The organism is Streptomyces bauhiniae, assembly GCF_004784475.1.
GTDB lineage: Bacteria > Actinomycetota > Actinomycetes > Streptomycetales > Streptomycetaceae > Streptomyces > Streptomyces seoulensis.
Genome location: NZ_SRRT01000001.1, coordinates 101986 through 120699, shown reverse-complemented (window position 1 = coordinate 120699; position 18714 = coordinate 101986). Strand labels below are relative to the sequence as shown.

Annotated in this window: 17 protein-coding genes and 1 riboswitch; of the genes, 8 read left to right on the top strand and 9 right to left on the bottom strand. The window is 71.9% G+C overall.

Annotation, left to right across the window (positions count from 1 at the left end; translation table 11 throughout):
• Positions 1-60: 60 nt before the first annotated feature.
• The 4 genes from E5083_RS00590 to E5083_RS00575 all read left to right on the top strand — a co-directional run bounded on the left by E5083_RS00590 (position 61) and on the right by E5083_RS00575 (position 2989).
• Positions 61-1290 (top strand): NsdA family TPR-like regulatory protein, encoded by a 1230-nt coding sequence (locus E5083_RS00590; RefSeq protein ID WP_483025176.1) that lies wholly within the window; start codon positions 61-63, stop codon positions 1288-1290.
• A 25-nt stretch (positions 1291-1315) separates the two neighbouring features.
• Complete coding sequence (ribD, locus tag E5083_RS32185; protein ID WP_135784373.1) at positions 1316-2125, top strand: bifunctional diaminohydroxyphosphoribosylaminopyrimidine deaminase/5-amino-6-(5-phosphoribosylamino)uracil reductase RibD; 810 nt, start codon at positions 1316-1318, stop codon at positions 2123-2125.
• A gap of 58 nt (positions 2126-2183) precedes the next feature.
• On the top strand, positions 2184-2657 hold the full coding sequence (locus E5083_RS00580) for a VOC family protein (RefSeq protein WP_135783645.1): 474 nt from the start codon (positions 2184-2186) through the stop codon (positions 2655-2657).
• A gap of 119 nt (positions 2658-2776) precedes the next feature.
• Positions 2777-2989 (top strand): hypothetical protein, encoded by a 213-nt coding sequence (locus E5083_RS00575; RefSeq protein WP_135783644.1) that lies wholly within the window; start codon positions 2777-2779, stop codon positions 2987-2989.
• A gap of 7 nt (positions 2990-2996) precedes the next feature.
• Here the strand turns inward: E5083_RS00575 and E5083_RS00570 are convergent, their stop codons facing one another.
• A complete protein-coding gene (locus E5083_RS00570; protein WP_135783643.1) occupies positions 2997-4148 on the bottom strand; it encodes a tetratricopeptide repeat protein in 1152 nt (383 codons plus the stop codon).
• Between the two features lie 184 nt (positions 4149-4332).
• On the opposite strand from E5083_RS00570, the gene E5083_RS00565 reads away from it, so the two are divergent.
• Positions 4333-4914 (top strand): flavodoxin family protein, encoded by a 582-nt coding sequence (locus E5083_RS00565; RefSeq protein ID WP_135783642.1) that lies wholly within the window; start codon positions 4333-4335, stop codon positions 4912-4914.
• Here the strand turns inward: E5083_RS00565 and E5083_RS00560 are convergent.
• The 4 genes from E5083_RS00560 to E5083_RS00545 form a co-directional block, all read right to left on the bottom strand.
• Positions 4911-5783, bottom strand: coding sequence for an ABC transporter permease (locus E5083_RS00560; protein ID WP_135783641.1), 873 nt, complete (start codon positions 5781-5783; stop codon positions 4911-4913). The genes E5083_RS00565 and E5083_RS00560 overlap by 4 nt on opposite strands.
• Positions 5770-6732, bottom strand: coding sequence for an ABC transporter ATP-binding protein (locus tag E5083_RS00555; protein WP_135783640.1), 963 nt, complete (start codon positions 6730-6732; stop codon positions 5770-5772). The genes E5083_RS00560 and E5083_RS00555 overlap by 14 nt, the downstream gene beginning before the upstream one ends.
• 25 nt (positions 6733-6757) lie before the next feature.
• Entirely contained in the window at positions 6758-7936 is a 1179-nt protein-coding gene (locus tag E5083_RS00550; RefSeq protein ID WP_135783639.1) for a LolA family protein, read from the bottom strand.
• 227 nt (positions 7937-8163) lie between these two features.
• Positions 8164-9174, bottom strand: coding sequence for a polyprenyl synthetase family protein (locus tag E5083_RS00545; RefSeq protein ID WP_135783638.1), 1011 nt, complete (start codon positions 9172-9174; stop codon positions 8164-8166).
• 583 nt (positions 9175-9757) lie between these two features.
• Positions 9758-9957, top strand: a riboswitch (cyclic di-AMP (ydaO/yuaA leader).
• Positions 9958-9961: 4 nt separating this feature from the next.
• Here E5083_RS00545 and E5083_RS00540 point away from each other — a divergent pair.
• Positions 9962-10441: a transglycosylase SLT domain-containing protein gene (locus E5083_RS00540; protein ID WP_135783637.1), complete on the top strand. Its 480-nt coding sequence runs from the start codon at positions 9962-9964 to the stop codon at positions 10439-10441.
• 94 nt (positions 10442-10535) lie between these two features.
• Here the strand turns inward: E5083_RS00540 and E5083_RS00535 are convergent, their stop codons facing one another.
• The 3 genes from E5083_RS00535 to E5083_RS00525 form a co-directional block, all read right to left on the bottom strand.
• Positions 10536-11363, bottom strand: a complete 828-nt coding sequence (locus E5083_RS00535; protein ID WP_135783636.1) for an HAD family hydrolase — start codon at positions 11361-11363, stop codon at positions 10536-10538.
• A 65-nt stretch (positions 11364-11428) separates the two neighbouring features.
• Complete coding sequence (locus E5083_RS00530; protein ID WP_135783635.1) at positions 11429-12631, bottom strand: FAD-dependent oxidoreductase; 1203 nt, start codon at positions 12629-12631, stop codon at positions 11429-11431.
• 44 nt (positions 12632-12675) lie between these two features.
• The gene (locus E5083_RS00525) at positions 12676-13947 is read right to left on the bottom strand and encodes a carboxylate--amine ligase (RefSeq protein WP_135783634.1); all 1272 of its coding nucleotides are present in this window, start codon (positions 13945-13947) and stop codon (positions 12676-12678) included.
• Positions 13948-14193: 246 nt separating this feature from the next.
• Here E5083_RS00525 and fahA point away from each other — a divergent pair, with 246 nt between their 5' ends.
• Positions 14194-15411 (top strand): fumarylacetoacetase, encoded by a 1218-nt coding sequence (fahA, locus tag E5083_RS00520; protein WP_135784372.1) that lies wholly within the window; start codon positions 14194-14196, stop codon positions 15409-15411.
• Between the two features lie 197 nt (positions 15412-15608).
• The gene (locus E5083_RS00515; protein WP_135783633.1) at positions 15609-16547 is read left to right on the top strand and encodes a M56 family metallopeptidase; all 939 of its coding nucleotides are present in this window, start codon (positions 15609-15611) and stop codon (positions 16545-16547) included.
• A 10-nt stretch (positions 16548-16557) separates the two neighbouring features.
• On the opposite strand, the gene recQ is transcribed toward E5083_RS00515, so the two are convergent.
• The gene (gene recQ, locus E5083_RS00510; protein ID WP_135783632.1) at positions 16558-18546 is read right to left on the bottom strand and encodes a DNA helicase RecQ; all 1989 of its coding nucleotides are present in this window, start codon (positions 18544-18546) and stop codon (positions 16558-16560) included.
• Positions 18547-18714 lie beyond the last annotated feature (168 nt).

The following is an 18714-nucleotide window of genomic DNA, read 5'->3' as shown; positions in this document are numbered from 1 at the left end:
ACGGCTATGCGCTGACCATTCCTGACCAGTTACGCGGTGATCGCGTCTGCCGTCGGCAGGATGACGACTTCGCGGGTGAGCGACATCGTCCGGGGAGTGCGCGGCATTCGCGGACAGGGAGTCATGGAACGCGTGGCCGACGCGTTCGGAATTCCTGGTGCGATGCTGGGGCTTCCGGCGCGCCCGTGGGAGGGTGCTCCGGCACCGCTGAGCGACGTGCCACAGGGTGCTGATTCCTCTGACGTACTGCTGGTCACGGTGATGATCGAGGGCAGGAGGCACGTGGTGCCCATCAGTCGACGCACTTTGATCACCGGAGCGGTGGGGGCGGTTCTCCCTGAACTCCCGCATACGCAGGTGCGGGAGTTCAGGACCCCAAGGCTCGGCGGAACCCGTATCGAGGCTGCCGTGGAGCACCTGCGGGAGATGTGGCATTCACTGGTCCGCGCCGACAACATCTTCGGTCCCGGACACGCCCTCGCTTCCGTACATCAGCAACTGGGCATTCTGGAATCCCTTCTCGAGCACGCGAAGGGAGCACAGCGGCTTGAGGTACTGAGACTCGCGGCGCGATACGCGGAATCCGCAGCGTGGCTGCACGAAGACATGGCCGATATTCCGCAGGCCGTCACATGGACAGGACGGGCCATGGAGTGGGCGGTGGAGTCCGGCGAAGAAACCATGACGACCTGGACCTTGTTCCGCAGGAGCCAGCAGGCGACGACGATGAAGAAGGCAGCACAGACCGTCGGCCTCGCTCGGGCTGTCCAGCGTGATGCGGCTGCTCACCCCACACCCGTGCGGGCGGCGGCTCTGCAACAGGAGGCGCACGGACATGCGTTGGGGGGTGACGAGGTCGCCAGCCAGCGTTGCCTCGATGCAGCGCACGGGTTCGCCGCCTCGCCCGAGACCAAGGGGGACGCGCGGTCGGGGCACGGGGACTTCTGCACGGCGAGCTACATCGAGATCCAACGGGCGACCTGCTGGCTGACCTTGGGCCGACCGGACCGGGCGGCGCCCCTCTTCGAGGCCGGGCTCAGCAGCCTGCCGGACGCCTACCAGCGTGACCGGGGACTGGCGCAGGCTCGGCTGGCGATGGCCTACGCGGGTGTACGGCAATACGATCAGGCCGCTGAAGCGGCGGGCGCAGCACTGGACATCGCGAACGGGACAGGTTCGAAGCGCACGTTGAACGAAGCGGTAGCCGCGATCAATTCGCTCGGGGTGGCGTGCGACTCACGGGCCGTTTCCAGCCTGTTCGAGCGATTCGAGGAAGGGCGGGTGCGCTGAGGTGGAGGCGCGGGAGCTGGAGGCCATGCGGCGGGCGATTGTTGTTTCGGCTCGGGGGTTGGGGTCCGCGAGTCCTAATCCGCCGGTGGGGTGCGTGATTCTGGATCGGGGTGGGCGGGTGGTCGGGGAGGGGTATCACCGGCGCAAGGGGGAGGCTCATGCCGAGGTCAATGCGCTTGCTGCGGCTGGGGACAGGGCGGTCGGGGGGACTGCTGTGGTCACCCTGGAGCCGTGTAATCACTACGGGCGTACGCCGCCGTGCCGGGAGGCGTTGATCGACGCGGGGGTGGCTCGTGTCGTCATCGCCGTGATGGACCCGACCTCGCGTGGGGAAGGTGGCGCCGCGCTGCTGCGGCAGGCCGGGGTGGACGTCGAGCAGGGGGTGCTCGCGGAGGAGGCTCTGCTGGTGCTTGGGCCTTGGCTGGCTTCACTGACCCTTGAGCGGCCGTTCATCACGTGGGTCCAAGGGCCCGACAGTGAGGTCCTGTCCGCCGAGGTCGGTCTGCTGCGGCAGTCGCACGACCTCGTGGTGGGGGCCGGGGGCCTGGTCGAGGAGGGGCGGCCGGGGAGTCATGGGGCCGGGGTGTTCCGGGTTCCGGACCGTCCGCTGGGAGGCGATGCCGGGCACGTGCTGAAGGTGCTCGGGGAAACGGGTGCGCGGTCCGTGCTGGTTGTGGGGGACGCCGCTGTGCCGAGCCTTGAGCAGCGTGCCGACCGGCTGATCCGGTACCTGCCGTTCACGGCAACCTCGCAGGCGCCGCTGCCTCCGGGGTACCGGCTCGGCGAGGTTACTCGGGGTGTGGGGTACGTACGTGTGGTCGGGCTACGTAACTAGGCGCGCGGATGTGGCGTAACCCGCCATGTGGGGTGGGCTTCGGCGCTATAAGGGCTGCATGGTGACTTCTTCTTCGCGGGTTGAGCCGTTGCATTGGAAGGTTGTGGTGGATGCGGTTGATCCGCATGCGCAGGCGGACTTTTGGGGGGCCGCTTTGCACTATGAGCCGGAGGACAACAGTGGGTTGATCGAGCGGTTGTTGTCGTTCGGGGCGTTGGGTGGGGAGGCGACGGTGGAGTATCACGGGCGGCCGGCGTTCCGGGATCTGGTGGCGGTGCGGCATCCCGATGATCCGTACGACGCCGAGACGGGGACCGGGCTGGGGCGGCGGGTGCTGTTTCAGCGGGTGCCGGAGGCGAAGAGTGGGAAGAACCGGCTGCATCTCGATCTGCACGCCGGGCCGGAGCGGAGGGCCGAGGAGGTGGCTCGGCTCATCGGGCTGGGGGCCACTGTGCTGCGTGAGGTGAGTGAGCCTGCCGGGGCGTGGACCGTACTGGCTGATCCTGAGGGGAACGAGTTTTGCGTTCAGTAGGGGGAGCCCTCGTCGCCGTCGCTCTGCTGGGCTCGGTCAGCGCTTGTGCGGGGGCGGGGCACTCTGACCCTGCGGCTACGGCCACCGCGAGCGCGCGTCCTCAGCCCGTCACCGCCGTCATGATGGACGTCATCGGTGGCAACGCCGGCCGCGCGGCCGAGCAGATGGGTCCCGATACCGACGTGGCCTTCAAGGACGTGAGCGGGAAGGGGCGTTCGGTGAACGATCCGGCCGAGTGGAAGATCTGCGAGACCCGGCCGGGACCGAACCAGCAGATCACCGACTACCCGGTCGTGCTCGGGGTCGTACGGGTCGCGGAGAGCTGCGGCTGAGCCGACCTCACGCCTCGGCCGCCGCCGCGCGTGCCGTCAGACGGGTCATGCGCGTGTGGGCCGACTCCAGGGGGCGCGGGTCGGACGCGGCGGGGCCCGGCTTGGCGGCCAACGCCGTCCATACGTCGATGAGTTCGCGCCCCATCCGCAGGGCCTGCTCCGCGTCGCCCACCGCGCGCCACGCGGTCACCGCGCTGCGTACGTTGCCGTAGGCCGCCGCCGGGTCGCCCGACTCGGCGCGCTTACGGGCCAGGTCCAGCGAGAGGTCGAAGGCGCGGGCCGGGTCGCCGGTCAAGTAGGCGATGTACGCGCAGAGTTCACGCAGGTGCAGCACCTCGGGGTGCCGGGGCCCCAGCGCACCTGACGCCTTCGCCACCGCCCGGCTCGCCAACTCGGCCGCCCGCTCGACCTCCCCGTCCCGTACGGCATCCCCGACGCGCGCCATCGCAACCGTCCACACCTCGGCCCCGTCCACCGTCTCCCCCACCGGCACCTCCGCGAGCATCTCCTCCGCGATGGCATCGAACCGACTCGGCGGAATGGGCTCGGGGTCGGCTTCGGGGACGGACTTGGCGCCGAGGACCGGTTCGGGGGCCGGGCCGGGGACCGACTTGGCACCGGGGACGAGTTCGGGACCCAGGCCGGGGGAAGGCTCGGGGCCCAGGATCAGTTCGGGAACCGGACCGGGAGCCGGTTCGGCACCGAGGACGAGCGCAGGCCCCGGCTCAGAGGCGGCCTTGTGTCCCGACCCAGGCTTGAGCTTCCTGAAGTTGACCGTGCCGGAAGCGGCCCGAGGCTTCCGCTCCGGTATGGGCTCCTCCGCACCCCCCATCACCGGCGGCGGCCCGAACACCCCCCGAGGCGGCTGCACCGTCCCCGGTGCCGCGGGCAGCCTCGTCGGGTCCCCCGTCATCCGCGTTGTCCCGTCCGGCGAGATCTCCAGCGGGACCAGGCAGCCCGCGGCGTCGTCGTGGATGGTGGCCCGGATCGGGGCGCCGTGGGAGATGGCCAGATCGCGGAGGTGGTTGAGGACGGCGTCGTGGATGTCGTCGCCCGGTGTCCGGAGGACGGGCGCGTCGGCGACCGACGCGCCCGTGGCCGAGACGCGGACCTGGACCGGCCGGTCCGCGCGCCGCTTCTCGAAGCTGAGTCGAGACATCGATTTCCCTCATTCCCCCCGGCGCCGCGCCCGGTCGTACGCCTCCTGCGTCCAGTCTCGCCGCCCACGGCGCCCCCGCGCGTCACCGCGACGTCACAGCCTCGCACCAGCCACCCTTGCGGGAGTATGGTTGCACGTGCATAAGATGCATGCGGATTTAACTTCTCTCGCCCCAGGGGTCCCCATGAGCCGCAGATTCCTCTTCGTCCTGGGCAGCGCCCGCACCCAGGGCAACACCGAGTTCCTGGCCCGCACGGCCGCCGAGCAGTTGCCAGAGGGGGTCGAGCAGGAGTGGATCAGGCTCGCCGGGCTGCCGCTGCCCGAAGCGGAGGACCTGCGGCACGACAGCGACCACGTACGCCCCGCCTCGGACACCCCCGCCGGGATGCTGCTGGACGCCACGCTCGCCGCCACGGACGTGGTGATCGCCTCGCCGCTGTACTGGTACTCCCTCTCCAGCCTCACCAAGCGCTACCTGGACCACTGGTCGGGCTGGCTCCGCATCCCCGAGGTCGGCTTCAAGGACGCGATGGCCGGCCGCACCCTCTGGGGCGTGACGGCGCTCGCGGACCGGAACCCCTCGGTCGCCGAGCCCCTGATCGGCAGCCTCAACAACTCCGCCGCGTACCTGAAGATGCGCTTCGGCGGAGTGCTGCTGGGCAACGGCAGCGGCCCCGGCGACGTACGCAACGACACCGAGGCACTGGCCCGCGCGAAGACCTTCTTCGCGGGCGAGACCCCGCCGGCCCAGTTCCCGAACCGCTAGGCCGTGATGTCCTTCGCCGTGAACCGCGCCCACGCCGCCGTGCCGAACACCGCCGCGTAGATCCCCTGGAGGACCAGGTTGCGGCGGAGGTCGTCCCAGAGGACCGGGTCGCGCAGGAGGTCGGCGAAGGACAGCCAGTAGTGGGAGAACAGGTACGGCTGGATCGCGTGGAGCTGCGGAATCTGGTCGAGGATCTGGACGGTGATCAGCAGCCCCACCGTGGTCGCCATCGCCGCGATCCCGCTGTTGGTCAGCGTGGAGACGAACAGCCCGAGCGCCGCCACCCCGACCAGCGAGGCCGCCACCGCCAAGGCGATCAGCAGCGCCCGGAGCAGCCCGTCGCCGAACCCGATCCGGGTACCGGAGATCGTCGTGACCTCCCCCAGCGGGAACAGCAGCGCGCCCACGGCCAGCGCGGATACCGCGACGACCAGGGTGGCCAGCAGGCAGAAGGCCAGCACGGTCGCGTACTTGGTCAGCAGCAGCCGGGTACGGCCCGCAGGGGCGACCAGCAGATAGCGCAGCGTGCCCGCGCCCGCCTCCCCCGCCACCGCGTCCCCGGCGATCACCCCGACCGCCATCGGCAGGAAGAACGGCAGGGTCGCCGCGAGCGCGGTGAAGACCAGGAACAGCCCGTTGTTGGTGACCTGCGCGATGAAGGCGGGACCCCCGCCGCCCCGGTCCGGGTCCCCGCCGCCGCCCGTCTCGACCCGTACCGCGATCCCGATCAGCACCGGCACCGCGGCCAGCACCGCGAGCAGCACCAGGGTCCGCCAGCGGCGCAGGGTGGTGACCAGCTCGCTGCGCAGCAGCCCGAAGGTCCACAGCGGCCGGGGCGCCGTGGGGTACGTGGTCTCAGCCCGCGACATCGAAGCCCTCTCCGGTCAGTGCCACGAACGCGTCCTCCAGCGAGGCCCGTTCCAGGGTGAACCCCCGTACCCGCACGCCCGCCGCGACCAGGGCGGCGTTCACCTCGGCGAGGTCGCGGTCGGGCGGTTCCCCGGTGACCGTCTCCCCGGCCACGGTGAGGTCGGTGACGCCCTGCTCCCCCAGCACGCGGGCCGCGTCGGCCGGGTCCGGGGTGGTCACGGCGAGCCGGCCACGCGCACCGGCGGACAGGTCGGCCACCGCGCCCTGGATCACCAGCCGGCCGCGGGTCATCACCGCCGCGTGGGTGCAGACCTGCTCGATCTCGTCGAGGAGGTGGGAGGAGAGGAAGACGGTGGTGCCGTCGGCGGCCAGTTCCCGGATCAGGCCGCGGATCTCGCGCATGCCCTGCGGGTCGAGCCCGTTGGTGGGCTCGTCCAGCACGAGCAGGCGGCGCGGGCGGAGCAGGGCGGCGGCCAGGCCGAGGCGCTGCTTCATGCCGAGCGAGTACGCCCGCGCCTTCTTGCCCCCGGCCGCGGCGAGCCCCACCCGTTCCAGCGCGGCGGCGGTGCGGGCGCGCCGGGTGCGGGGGTCGGCGGCCGGGTCGGCGGAGTCGTAGCGCAGCAGGTTGTCCCGGCCGGAGAGGAAGCCGTAGAGCGCGGGGCCCTCGATGAGGGCGCCGACCTCGGGGAGTACGGCACGGGTGGCGCCCGGCATGGGGCGGCCCAGGACGTGCGCGGTGCCCGAGGTCGGGTCGATCAGGCCCATCAGCATGCGGATGGTGGTGGTCTTGCCGGAGCCGTTGGGGCCGAGGAAGCCGAAGACGCTGCCCGCCGGGACGGTCAGGTCCAGACCGTCCACGGCGAGCTGTCCGCCCCGGTACCGCTTGGTGAGGCCGCGCGTGGCGATGACGGGCGCGGGCTCTTCCCCGGTGGCGGACGCCGGCTCCATCGGTTCCCCTCGCGTGTCGGGCGGGCTACTTGTCCGCGTCGGCCGCCTTGACCAGGGCGTCCTTGGTGACCGCGCCCGCGTAGACCTTGCCGTCGTCGGTGATCAGGGCGTTGACCAGGCGGGTGGAGAAGACGGTGCCCTTGCCGAAGTCGCCGGAGACCTGGTCGCCGAGCGAGCCGAGGAAGCCGCCCATCGCGCCGCCCTGCTGAGCGGACTTGTCGCCCTTGGCGCCGGTGTCGAACGTGGCGATGGTGGTCCAGCCCTCGCCGATGGTGTCGGCGCCCTTCAGGCCGCCCGGTGCGAACTCCTCGCCGAAGTCCGGGCCGTGCTCGTCCTTGCCCGGCTTCTCCTCGGTCACCTTCGCGCCCTTGGGCGGGCGGAAGTCGAAGGTGGAGGCGGGCGGGGCGGCGAAGGAGACCTTGGTGAAGCCCGCGTCGAGGACGGGGGCGCCGCCGCTCTTCGGGGTGAGGGTGAACTTCAGCGGCAGACCGGTCTTGGCGTCGACGCCGATGGTGACGTCACGGACGGTGGAGCCGGACTGCTTGGGCTTGATCACGAGCTGGTAGGCGTCCCGGCCGGCGATGCGGGCGGTGCCGTCGACGGTGACCGAGGTGGTGGAGTCGACCGACTTCAGGGCCTCCTCGGCGAAGTCGTCGGGCGTGGCGCTCGGCCGGTGCTCGCGCTTGTCGCCGCTGTGCCGGTCGGTGGTGTGGAAGACCTCGTTGCTCGCGCTGTCGTAGCCCCACACGTTCTTGTCGTTGTGGATGAGGCTGTACTCGGCGTCGCGCTCCAGCAGCGAGACCTTCTGCTTCTCGGGGCCGTCGGCGGCCACCCGCAGGGTGTGGGTGCCGGACGCCAGCTCGGTGAGCTTGGTGCGCGGGTCGGCGGAGGAGTCGCCCTGGTCAGAGCCCATGCCGCCCTGCAGGCTGCCGAGGTCGGGCAGGCCGAGGTCGGTGCTGACCTTGACGGTGCCGGACATCCGCTGGACGTCGGACTTGGCGATCTTCTCGATGAGCTGCTGCGCGGTGATCTTCGGCAGGTCCGGGTCGCCGGAGGCGGCGAGCGCCGGGACCAGCCCGATGGTGGCGGCCGCGACACCCACCACCGCGACGGGCACGACGTACCGGGCGGCCTTGCGGCGGCCGGTACGCGGGTCCTCGTCGGGGCCGGTGCCGGTCGCGTGGTCGGATTCGTACGGTGCCATGTCTGCCTTACCTCCGTCGTCGGCGGCGGCTGCGCTCTATGGGTTCCACCTGAGCCGCCATTCTCACCCGGATCGGTGAGGAGTGGTGGTTTCCCTGGTTCCCATCACACCAATTCGGCAGTCCTCAGGCGTCAGCCCACGGAGCCAACTCGGCGTACACCTGCGGTATGACGTACCGACCGGGCGCCCGCACCGACCCGTAGGGGTCGCACGAGCGCCCGTACGCGCTAGCCGGCCCGGTGCACCACGGCGTCGCACAGTTCGATCAGGGCCGACTTGGCGGTGCAGTCCTTCAGCGGGGCGAGGGCCGCGCGGGCCTCCTCCGCGTACCGGACCGCGTCGCGGCGGGCCTGGTCCAGCGCGGGGTGGGCGCGCAGGGCGGTGAGCGCCTCGGCGAGCCGGGCGTCGTCGCCGAGGTCGGAGTCCAGCAGCTCGCACAGGGCGAGGTCGGCGGGCTCGCCGAGCCGGGCGGCGCGCTCGCGCAGCCGGAGCACGGGCAGCGTGGGCACGCCCTCGCGCAGGTCGGTGCCGGGGGTCTTGCCGGACTCGTCGGAGTCGGAGGCGATGTCCAGCACGTCGTCGGCGAGCTGGAAGGCGACGCCGAGCCGCTCGCCGTACTGGGTGAGCACGTCGACCACGCTCTCGTCGGCGCCGGACATCATGGCGCCGAACCGGCAGGACACGGCGACCAGCGAGCCCGTCTTGCCGGAGAGCACGTCGAGGTAGTGCTCGACCGGGTCGCGGCCGTCCTGGGGACCCGCGGTCTCCATTATCTGGCCGGTGACGAGGCGCTCGAAGGCGAGGGCCTGCACCCGGACGGCCTCGGGGCCGAGATCGGCGAGTATCTGCGTGGCGCGGGCGAAGAGGAAGTCACCGGTGAGCACCGCGACCGAGTTGCCCCAGCGGGTGTTGGCGCTGTCCACGCCGCGCCGCACGGCCGCCTCGTCCATGACGTCGTCGTGGTAGAGCGTGGCCAGGTGGGTCAGCTCCACGACGACGGCCGAGGGGACGATACGCGGGGCGTGCCGGTCGCCGAACTGGGCGGACAGCAGCACGAGCAGCGGACGGAACCGCTTGCCGCCGGCCCGCACCAGGTGCTGGGCGGACCCGGTGATGAAGGGGACCTCGCTCTTGGTGGCCTCTAGCAGGCCCGCCTCGACAGCCGCCAGTCCGGCCTGGACATCGGCTTCCAGTGCCTGGTCCCGCACGCTCAGCCCGAACGGCCCGACGACGGTCACGAGGTTCTCCTGTCTGCTGGTGTCTGCTGGCGACTTCACGGCTTGTCGATAGGTCGCTGCCATCAGTCAAGTCAGCGTATCCGGTCCGCTTTCGATCACCGATCGCACCCACCGGTCCAGCTCGTGAGGTATCGGATTTCGTCCGGCATGTACCGGATGGGTGGACAACGGTCGGTATAGGGGGAGTCGGTCGGACGATCCGGCACTCCGGGGGTCACACCGGGCCAACGAACGGAAGGGTCCGAGAGGTTCCGCCTGCGGGGGACCGACACTCCCTAATACCCACAGACGGCTCAAATCCACATAATCCCCCATGTCTGATTTTGCGTATTTTGCGATTCCGTGAGTTGGCTCACGCGGACCGCCCAGTCGCGGGTACCCCGCAAAGCCCCCCCTCACCCCCTTCTTGCGGTGCCCGGTACGGAAGTTGAGGATTGGCGGGCGCAAAGGATCAAGTGGGTTATTTGGGACAGACCAAGGTCAACTAGCGCTTTGGGTGAATCCAGTACTTGTTCCGGACATGTGCGGTCGCATACGTTCCCGCCCTGTCAGGCGAACGCCGAATCCTGCCGCGCCTGGCACACCCACTCACGAACTCATTCGTACGGCAGGAGCGGGGGACCCAGGTAAGCCGCCGGACCGGTGCGACCCATGTCGCGCCGGGACGGCTCGGGGTGAAGCCGAAATCGTCCCCGGTGTCCGACGGGCACCGGGGACGACGCGGCCGGGCACCTCCCCGCCCGAACCCGACAGCTCACCTCGCAGGCGACGGAGAGGAAACACCGACATGTCTGCTGCTGCTCAGCCGCGCCGTGCCCGCACCAAGCGCCTCGTCCGCACGCTCGCCGTCGCCGGTACCGGTGCCGCGATGTTCGCGCTCCCCCTCATCGGCGCCACCAGCGCCTCCGCCGCCCCGGCCGCCAAGCCCGCCGCCTCCGCCGTGTACCCGAACAACCTCGACGGCTGGATTCGCCAGTCCCTGGCGATCATGGCCGAGAAGGGCATCCCGGGCACCTACAACGGCATCCACCGCAACGTGATGCGCGAGTCCTCGGGCAACCCGCTGGCCATCAACAACTGGGACATCAACGCCATCAACGGCACCCCGTCCAAGGGCCTGCTCCAGGTGATCGACCCGACCTTCAAGACGTACCACGTCGCCGGCACGTCCTTCGACCCGTACAACCCGGTCGCCAACATCACCGCGGCCTGCAACTACGCGTACCACCGCTACGGCTCGATCGACAACGTCAACGGCCCGTACTAAGCCGGTACACGTACCAAGCCGGTACAGCCGTCGCAACACGCCCCCGTCGCACGCCTCGCGCGTGCGGCGGGGGCGCTGTCGGCTTCTGTCGGATTCAGGGGGCGAACAGGCGCTCCAGGACGACGGCCACCCCGTCGTCTTCGTTGGAGAGGGTCACCTCGTCGGCCACCGCCTTGAGTTCCGGGTGGGCGCCGGCCATGGCGACGCCGTGGGCCGCCCACTGGAACATCGGGATGTCGTTCGGCATGTCGCCGAAGGCGATCGTGTCCGCGCGGCCGAGGCCCAGGTGCTCGGCGGCCAGCGCGAGCCCGGTCGCCTTGGTGATGCCGCACGGCTGGAGTTCGACCGTGCCGGGTCCCGACATGGTGACCGTGGCCAGCGAGCCGACGACCGAGCGGGCGGTGGCCGCCAGTTCGTCGTCGGACAGCCGGTCGTGGCGCAGCAGCACCTTGCTGATCGGTGCCCGCCAGAGCTGCTCGCGCCGCTCCACCCGTACGGCGGGCAGGGTCGGGTGCGGCATCCGGTAGCCGGACTCGATCAGGGTCAGCCCGTCCACGCCGTCCTGGTCGGCGGCCGCGTGCACCTGGCCGACCTCGGCCTCGATCTTGCCGAGCGCCGTCTCGGCCAGCTCCCGGTCCAGCCGGACCGACCACAGCAGGGCGGAGGTGGCGGCGTCGTACACCTGGGCGCCCTGCGCGCACACCGCGAGCCCGGTGCCGCCGAGCGCGGCCAGCAGGGGGCGTACGCGGGGCGCCGGGCGGCCCGTCACCACCAGGTGCCGGGCACCGGCGCGGGCCGCCGCCGCGAGCGCGGCGAGCGACCTGGCGGAGACCGTGTCGTCGCCGCGCAGCAGCGTCCCGTCCAGGTCGGTGGCGATGAGCGCGGGACGGGAGCGACGGGAAAGAGGGGAGGGTGCGGCCATGATCAGAGAATACGGATCACCGGTCCTCCCGACTCACCCCGCGGATACCGGAGTTGACGCGCGCCTCAGCCCCGCGCGCCGTGTGCCGCGGCCAGGTGTTTCGCCAGCCTCGGGGAGGCGAACTCCGTACCGCACACGAAGCGCATCACCGGCCCGTACGACGCGGCCGCGGGCAGGCCGGTGAAGTAGAGGCCGGGCAGCGAGGAGACGTAGCCGGGGCCGAGGCGCGGGGCGCCCCGGGTGACCGCGAGGTCGGTGCGCAGGCCGGGGCCGAGGAAGTCCAGCGCGGCCAGGTCGACCCGGTAGCCGGTGGCCGCGATGACGTGGTCGGCGGTGAGCCGGTCGGTGCGGCCGCCGTGGGTGCGTACGGTGAGCACCGGCGCGCCGTCCACCGCCTCGGCGGACACCACCCGCGCCACCTCCGTCACCTGCACCCGCCCCTCGAAGCGCTCCCGCAGCCACCAGGCGCCGAGCGGCCCGAGCACCCGGCGGACCAGGTGGTGCCGGGCGGCCTCGGGCAGGAAGCGGTAGGGCTGGGCGTAGTAGCTGAGCGCCCACAGCGACCAGGCGCGGCCGAACGGCGACTCGGGCCGGAACCTCGGCTGCTTCCAGGGCGGCGCGCCGAAGGCGACCTTTCCCCTCCCCCGCGAGACGACCCGTACGGTCGCGCCCGCCTCGGCGGCGAGTGCGGCGGTCTCCAGCGCGGACTGGCCGGCGCCGACGACGAGCAGCTCCTGGCCCGCGAACCGGCCGAGGTCGTGGTGGAGGGAGCTGTGGGTGACCAGCGCGGGGCCGCCGAAGGCCGCTCCGGCCAGCTCGGCGGGCAGATGCGCGAAGCCGGAGAGCCCGGTGGCGACCACCACCGCGCGGGCGGCGAACTGCTCCCCCGAGTCCAGCTTCAGCTCGAACCCGCCGGGCCGCCCCCGCTCGACCGACACCACCCGGACCTGCTCCAGGTCCGGCACGAGGCGCTGTTGGAACCACTCCCCGTAGGCGATGAAGGTCTCCGCCGGGATGATGTCCTCGTCGGTGACCAGGCGCCGGACGCCCGCCGCGTCGCAGTAGTCGGCGAGCGTGTGGCCGGGCTGCGGGCAGTCGAGGTTCGAGGCGGCCGGGGTGGATTTCAGCAGCATCCCCTCGGGCATGTGCGCGCGCCAGCTCACCATGGGGTCGCCGAAGACCCGTACGGGGATGCCGTGCGCCCGCAGATGGGCGGCGGTGGACAGGCCGTACGGCCCGGCCCCGATGACTGCAACCGGTCGGATCACGAAGTCCCTCCCCAGGACGCGGTGCGCCACGTGCGTGGCCTTGCCTACTTCGTGGAGTGCGAGGTGCCGCCGCCCCGGCGGCTGGTCCGCCAGAGCTGGTACAGGTGCTTCGCGCCGGGGCGGCCGAAGCGGGCGAGCATCGTGAGGAACGGCATCGGGTCGTCGCCCGCGAGCCACGCCAGCTCGGTGCCCTCGGCCCGCGCGGGGGCGGACGGCGTGGTGTAGCCGCTGCGCCGGTAGGCGAGTAGGGCGGGCAGGTCGATGTTCTCCACGACGAACCGCCGCCCGGCCCGCTGCTCCCCCTCGGGGACGGCCCGGCCGGTGAGGTTCAGGTGCAGGGCCCGTACGACGTCCACGCCCGACCCGCTCTCGAAGAGCCGGAACTGGGCGCCCATCCGGGGGTTGAAGTCCAGCAGCTTGTACTGGCCGTCGCGGCGGTCGAAGCGCAGGTCGAGGTCGACGACCCCGGCGAAGCCGAGCTGCTTCACGAACCTCGTTGCCAGGTCGGCGAGTTCAGGGTTGTCGACGACGTACGCGTGGGCCGTCATGCCCGCGTGCGGGGGCCAGGAGCGGACCTTGACGCCGGTGAAGACGGCGAGCGGGTTGGCGTCCGCGTCGAAGCAGGCGTGCACGATCCAGTCCTCGGCCGCCTCCCTCGGCAGGTACTCCTGGAGGATCACGCCGGGGTCGTCACCCCAGTCGCGGGCGAGGGCCAGCAGGCCGGCGCGGCTGCCGATCCGGGTGGTGCCGCCCACGGCGGGGCGGCTGCGCCGGACGAACGCCTCCCGGTTCTTGGCCACCACCGGGAACAGCGCCTCGTCCGCGAAGGCCACGACCTGGTCGTACGAGGTCGGGAAGACGGTGGTGGGGCTGGCGATGCCGTGCTCCTCGCACAGCTCGTGCAGCCCCTGTTTGCTGGCCAGCCGCCTCGGCAGGGCCGGGTCGACGGGCGGGAAGAGGAAGGCGCCGGACAGCTCGTCCTGGTGCTCGGCGATGAGGACGGCCGCTTCCTCGTCGGTCGGGATCAGGACCGTCGGCCGTCCGATGCGGCGCCCGATGCGGCGCAGTCCCTCCACCAGGTGCTCCGGGTCCTCCGCGCCGGTCGTCGGCCAGACGAACGCCCGCTCCAGATAGCGGGAGGCGGCGGCCGGGGTGTACGGGTCCTCGGTGATGGCGTACATCGGCACGCCCAGCCGGCCCAGGCTGCGGATCGCGCCGACTCCGCCGTGGTGCAGCGGATATCCGCCGAACTTGACTATCAGGCCAGGCACTTCGCGGTCCGCCTCGACGGGCGCGCCAGAGTGTCTTCCGGCCACGGGTCCCCCCACGTGTCCCCCCTTTGGACCGGCCCCACCCCGCCCGTGTCCCCCGAAGGACGCTAAGCCGGAACACATCCCTCCGACAAGCACTACTCGGACATTGCGAACTCTTTAGACACCGCCCCCCATCAGCCGCCGCACCCTGCCCAACACACCGGTTCCGGCCGTAACGTGTGGCCCGACGCTATGGATCATCAACCCAGGCCGACGCGGATGAGAGTGAGGCAGCACCCCATGCCCCCCGTGCCACCGTTCGACGTTCCCGAGGGCGACCCCTTCGGTCCGCACAACCTTCCCTATGGCGTGTTCTCGCCCGACGGCAGCAGTGATCGCCGGGTGGGTGTCCGGCTCGGCGACCACGTCCTGGACGCGGGCGCCGCCGCCCGTGCGCTGGACTTCCCGCACGCGGAGCTGCTCTCCGCGCCCAACCTCAACCCGCTGCTGGCCGCCGGGCCCGCCGTATGGGCCGAGGTGCGCGCGGCGCTCACCGAGTGGGTCACGCGGCCCGCGCACCGGGAAGCCGTCGAGCCTCTTTTTCATGAGCTGGCGCACGTCACCCTGCACCTGCCGTTCGAGGTGGCCGACTACGTCGACTTCTACGCCTCCGAGCACCATGCCCGGAACGTCGGCCAGATCTTCCGCCCCGACTCCCCCGACCCGCTCACCCCCAACTGGAAGCACCTGCCCATCGGTTACCACGGCCGCGCGGGCACCGTCGTGGTCTCCGGCACCGATGTGGTCCGCCCCTCCGGCCAGCGCAAGGCCCCCGCCGACCCGGCGCCGGTCTTCGGGCCCTCGATCCGGCTGGACATCGAGGCGGAGGTCGGCTTCGTGGTGGGCGTGCCCTCCGCGCAGGGCACCCCCGTCCCGCTGACCGGGTTCCGGGACCACGTCTTCGGGCTGTGCCTGCTGAACGACTGGTCGGCGCGGGACATCCAGGCGTGGGAGTACGTGCCCCTCGGACCCTTCCTCGGCAAGTCCTTCGCCACCTCGGTCTCGGCGTGGATCACCCCGCTTGCCGCCCTGGAGGACGCCCGGGTGGCCCCGCCCGAGCGCACCCACCCGCTGCTGCCCTACCTCGACGACTCCGCCCCCGGTGTCGAGCCCGGCGGCTACGACCTGCGGATCTCCGTCGCCATCAACGGCCAGGTGGTGGCCGAGCCGCCCTTCTCCACCATGTACTGGACCGCCGCCCAGCAGCTCGCCCACCTCACGGTGAACGGTGCCTCCCTGCGCACCGGCGACCTCTACGCCTCCGGCACGGTCAGCGGACCCGCCGAGGGGCAGCGGGGGTCGCTGCTGGAGCTGACCTGGAACGGGCGTGATCCGCTCGAACTCCCCGACGGCAAGCGGGCGTTCCTGGAGGACGGGGACGTGGTGACCTTCACGGCCTGGGCGCCGGGGAAGGACGGGGGACGGATCGGTCTGGGCGAGGTCGAGGGGCGGATCGTCAGCGGCTGAGGCGGGGGCCGGGGTGGGGGGGCGCGGGTGGCGCCGGTCGCCCGGTTCCGGCGGGGTGCGGGTGTGGCGTATGCCTGTCTTCGGTGGGCGCGGGCCGTCATACTGACGGCGTACGCAACAGGCGGCCCGCGCCCTGCTCGCCGGCGGGCCGTACCCCCTTCCGACCAGGCACGTCCGACAGGAACCGGAGCCCCGGCATGACCGTCTGCCTGCTCCTGCTGACCGTCCTCGCCCTGACGGCCGCCGTACCGGCGCCCCGGGCGCTGACCCGTGCCGACTGGCCGGAGCGGGAGCCGGTGGTGGCGCTGTGGGTGTGGCAGTGCCTGGTCGCCACGGTGCTGCTGTGCTGTCTGACCGCGCTGGTCCTGGGCGCGGCGGCCGTCTTCCACACCGTCCGCGACCATGTCTTCGCCCCGGCCCCGCCCGCCGTCACCGCCGCCTACGACCTGTCGGCCGCACCCGCCTGGGCCACCGCCCTCACCCTGCTGCTGGCCTCCGGCGCCGCCTGGACCACGGCGATGCTGGGCCGCGAGCTGACCGAGGCGCGACGGCGGCGCGGGCTGGCCCGCGCGCAACTGCGGGAGCGGGCGCCCGACCTGCCCGGCGGGCTGCCCCCGGCGCGCGGTCCGCTGCTGGTGCTGGAGGACGAGTACCCGGACGCCTGGTGGATGCCCGGCCATCCGGCCCAACTGGTGGTGACCACCGGCGCGTTGCACCGGCTCACCGGGCATCAGGTCGACGCGGTGCTCACCCATGAGCGGGGGCACGCCCGCGCCCACCACGACTGGCTGCTGCATCTGTCCAGCGCGCTCGCCACGGGCTTCCCGCGCATCCCGCTCTTCGCGCACTTCTGCGACCAGACGCACCGGCTGGTGGAGCTGGCCGCCGACGACACCGCCTCGCGGCGCTGCGGGCACGTCACCACCGCGCTGGCGCTGATCGAGCTGAACCAGCACCGGGGCGTGCTGTCCTGCGCCTCCAGCCGGCGGCTGCTCGGCGAACGGGTCGACCGGCTGCTGGAGCCACCGCCCCGGCTGCCACGCCGGCACCGGGCGCTGACCACGGCTCTCGCCGCGCTGGTGCCGTTGCTGCCGCTGCTGATCACCTTCGCGCCGGGGCTGACGGCGCTGGCATAAGCCCTGCCGGTCAGGACCAGTCGGGCTCCTCCTCGCCGTCGGGCCAGTGGAGGTCGGGGGAATCGGAGGCGGGGGCCGGGATGGCAGCCGCGGGGGCCGGGGCCTTCGGTGCCGCTGCCTCCGGGGCGCCGGCCGGGGCGGACTGGGCCTCCAGCACCGCGAGCACCCCCTCCCCGTACGTGGCGAGCTTCTTCTCGCCGACTCCGTTCAGCGTGCCCAGCTCGGCCACCGAGCGGGGGTGGCTGGTGGCGATCTCGCGGAGGGTGGCGTCGTGGAAGATGACGTACGCCGGGACGCCCTGCTCCTTCGCCTGCTCCGCGCGCCAGGCGCGCAGCGCCTCGAAGACGGGGACCAGCTCGGCGGGCAGTTCGGCCGCCGCCGTCTTGCCCTTGCGCTCGCCCCGGCCGGCGGCGCGGGCGGTGGTCGGCCGCTTGGGCTCCTTGCGCAGCGGCACCTCGCGCTCGCGGCGCAGCACCTCGCCGCTGGTCTCGGTGAGCACCAGCGTGCCGTACTCCCCCTCGACGGCCAGGAGCCCCTGCGCGAGCAACTGCCGTACCACGCCCCGCCATTCGCCCTCGGCGAGGTCGTCGCCGATGCCGAAGACGGAGAGCTGGTCGTGGTCGAACTGGATCACCTTGGCGGTGCGCTTGCCGAGCAGGATGTCCACGATCTGCACGGTGCCGAACTTCTGGCCGCGCTCGCGCTGGAGCCGGACCACGGTGGAGAGCACCTTCTGCGCGGCCACCGTGCCGTCCCAGGTCTCCGGGGCGGTGAGGCAGGTGTCGCAGTTGCCGCAGCCCTCCTCGGCGGGGTCCTGGCCGAAGTAGGCGAGGAGCTGGCCCCGGCGGCACCGGACGGTCTCGCACAGGGCGAGCATCGCGTCCAGATGGGAGGCGGCACGGCGGCGGAACGCCTCGTCGCCCTCACCGGACTGGATCAGCTTGCGCTGCTGCACGACGTCGTTCAGGCCGTACGCCATCCAGGCCGTGGAGGGCAGTCCGTCGCGGCCCGCGCGGCCGGTCTCCTGGTAGTAGCCCTCAATGGACTTGGGCAGGTCGAGGTGGGCGACGAAGCGGACGTCGGGCTTGTCGATGCCCATGCCGAAGGCGATGGTGGCGACGACCACCAGGCCCTCCTCGCGCAGGAACCGGGACTGGTGCCGGGCGCGCGTGGCCGCGTCCAGGCCCGCGTGGTACGGGACGGCCGCGATGCCGTTGGCGGTGAGGAACTCGGCGGTGCGCTCGACGGAGTTGCGGGAGAGGCAGTAGACGATCCCGGCGTCGCCCGCGTGCTCCTCGCGGAGGAAGGCGAGGAGCTGCTTCTTGGGGTCGGCCTTGGGGACGATGCGGTACTGGATGTTGGGGCGGTCGAAGCTGGCGACGAAGTGGCGGGCCTCGGGGAGGTTCAGCCGCTGGGTGATCTCCTGGTGGGTGGCGCGGGTGGCCGTGGCGGTCAGGGCGATCCGGGGCACGTCCGGCCAGCGCTCGCCGAGCAGCGAGAGGTTCAGGTAGTCCGGGCGGAAGTCGTGGCCCCACTGGGAGACGCAGTGCGCCTCGTCGATCGCGAAGACGGAGATCTTGCCGCGGGAGAGCAGGTCGAGCGTGGCGTCCACGCGCAGCCGCTCCGGGGCCAGGTAGAGCAGGTCCAGCTCACCGGCGAGGAACTCGGCCTCCACCGTCCGGCGCTCGTCGAAACCTTGCGTGGAGTTGATGAACCCCGCCCGCACGCCCAGCGCGCGCAGCGCGTCCACCTGGTCCTGCATGAGCGCGATCAGCGGCGAGACCACCACGCCGGTGCCCGGCCTGACCAGCGCCGGAATCTGATAGCACAGCGACTTGCCGCCACCGGTCGGCATGAGCACCAGCGCGTCCCCGCCGGCCACCACATGCTCGATGATCGCTTCCTGCTCCCCCCGGAACGCGTCATACCCGAACACCCGGTGCAGCGCGCCAAGCGCCTCACTCCGGTCCGCGCCCGGCCCCTCGGTCACCGTCGTCATCTCGCTGATCCACCTGTCCCACTCATCGCCACACCCGTGCGCCGTCCCTCGACCACCGCCTCCACCATAGGCGCCGCCACGGACAGACCCGGAGTTTTCCACAGGCCCCACCCTGCCCCCTCGGAATCCTCGTGGGACGAAATACGGACAGCCCCACGGCGAAAAGAG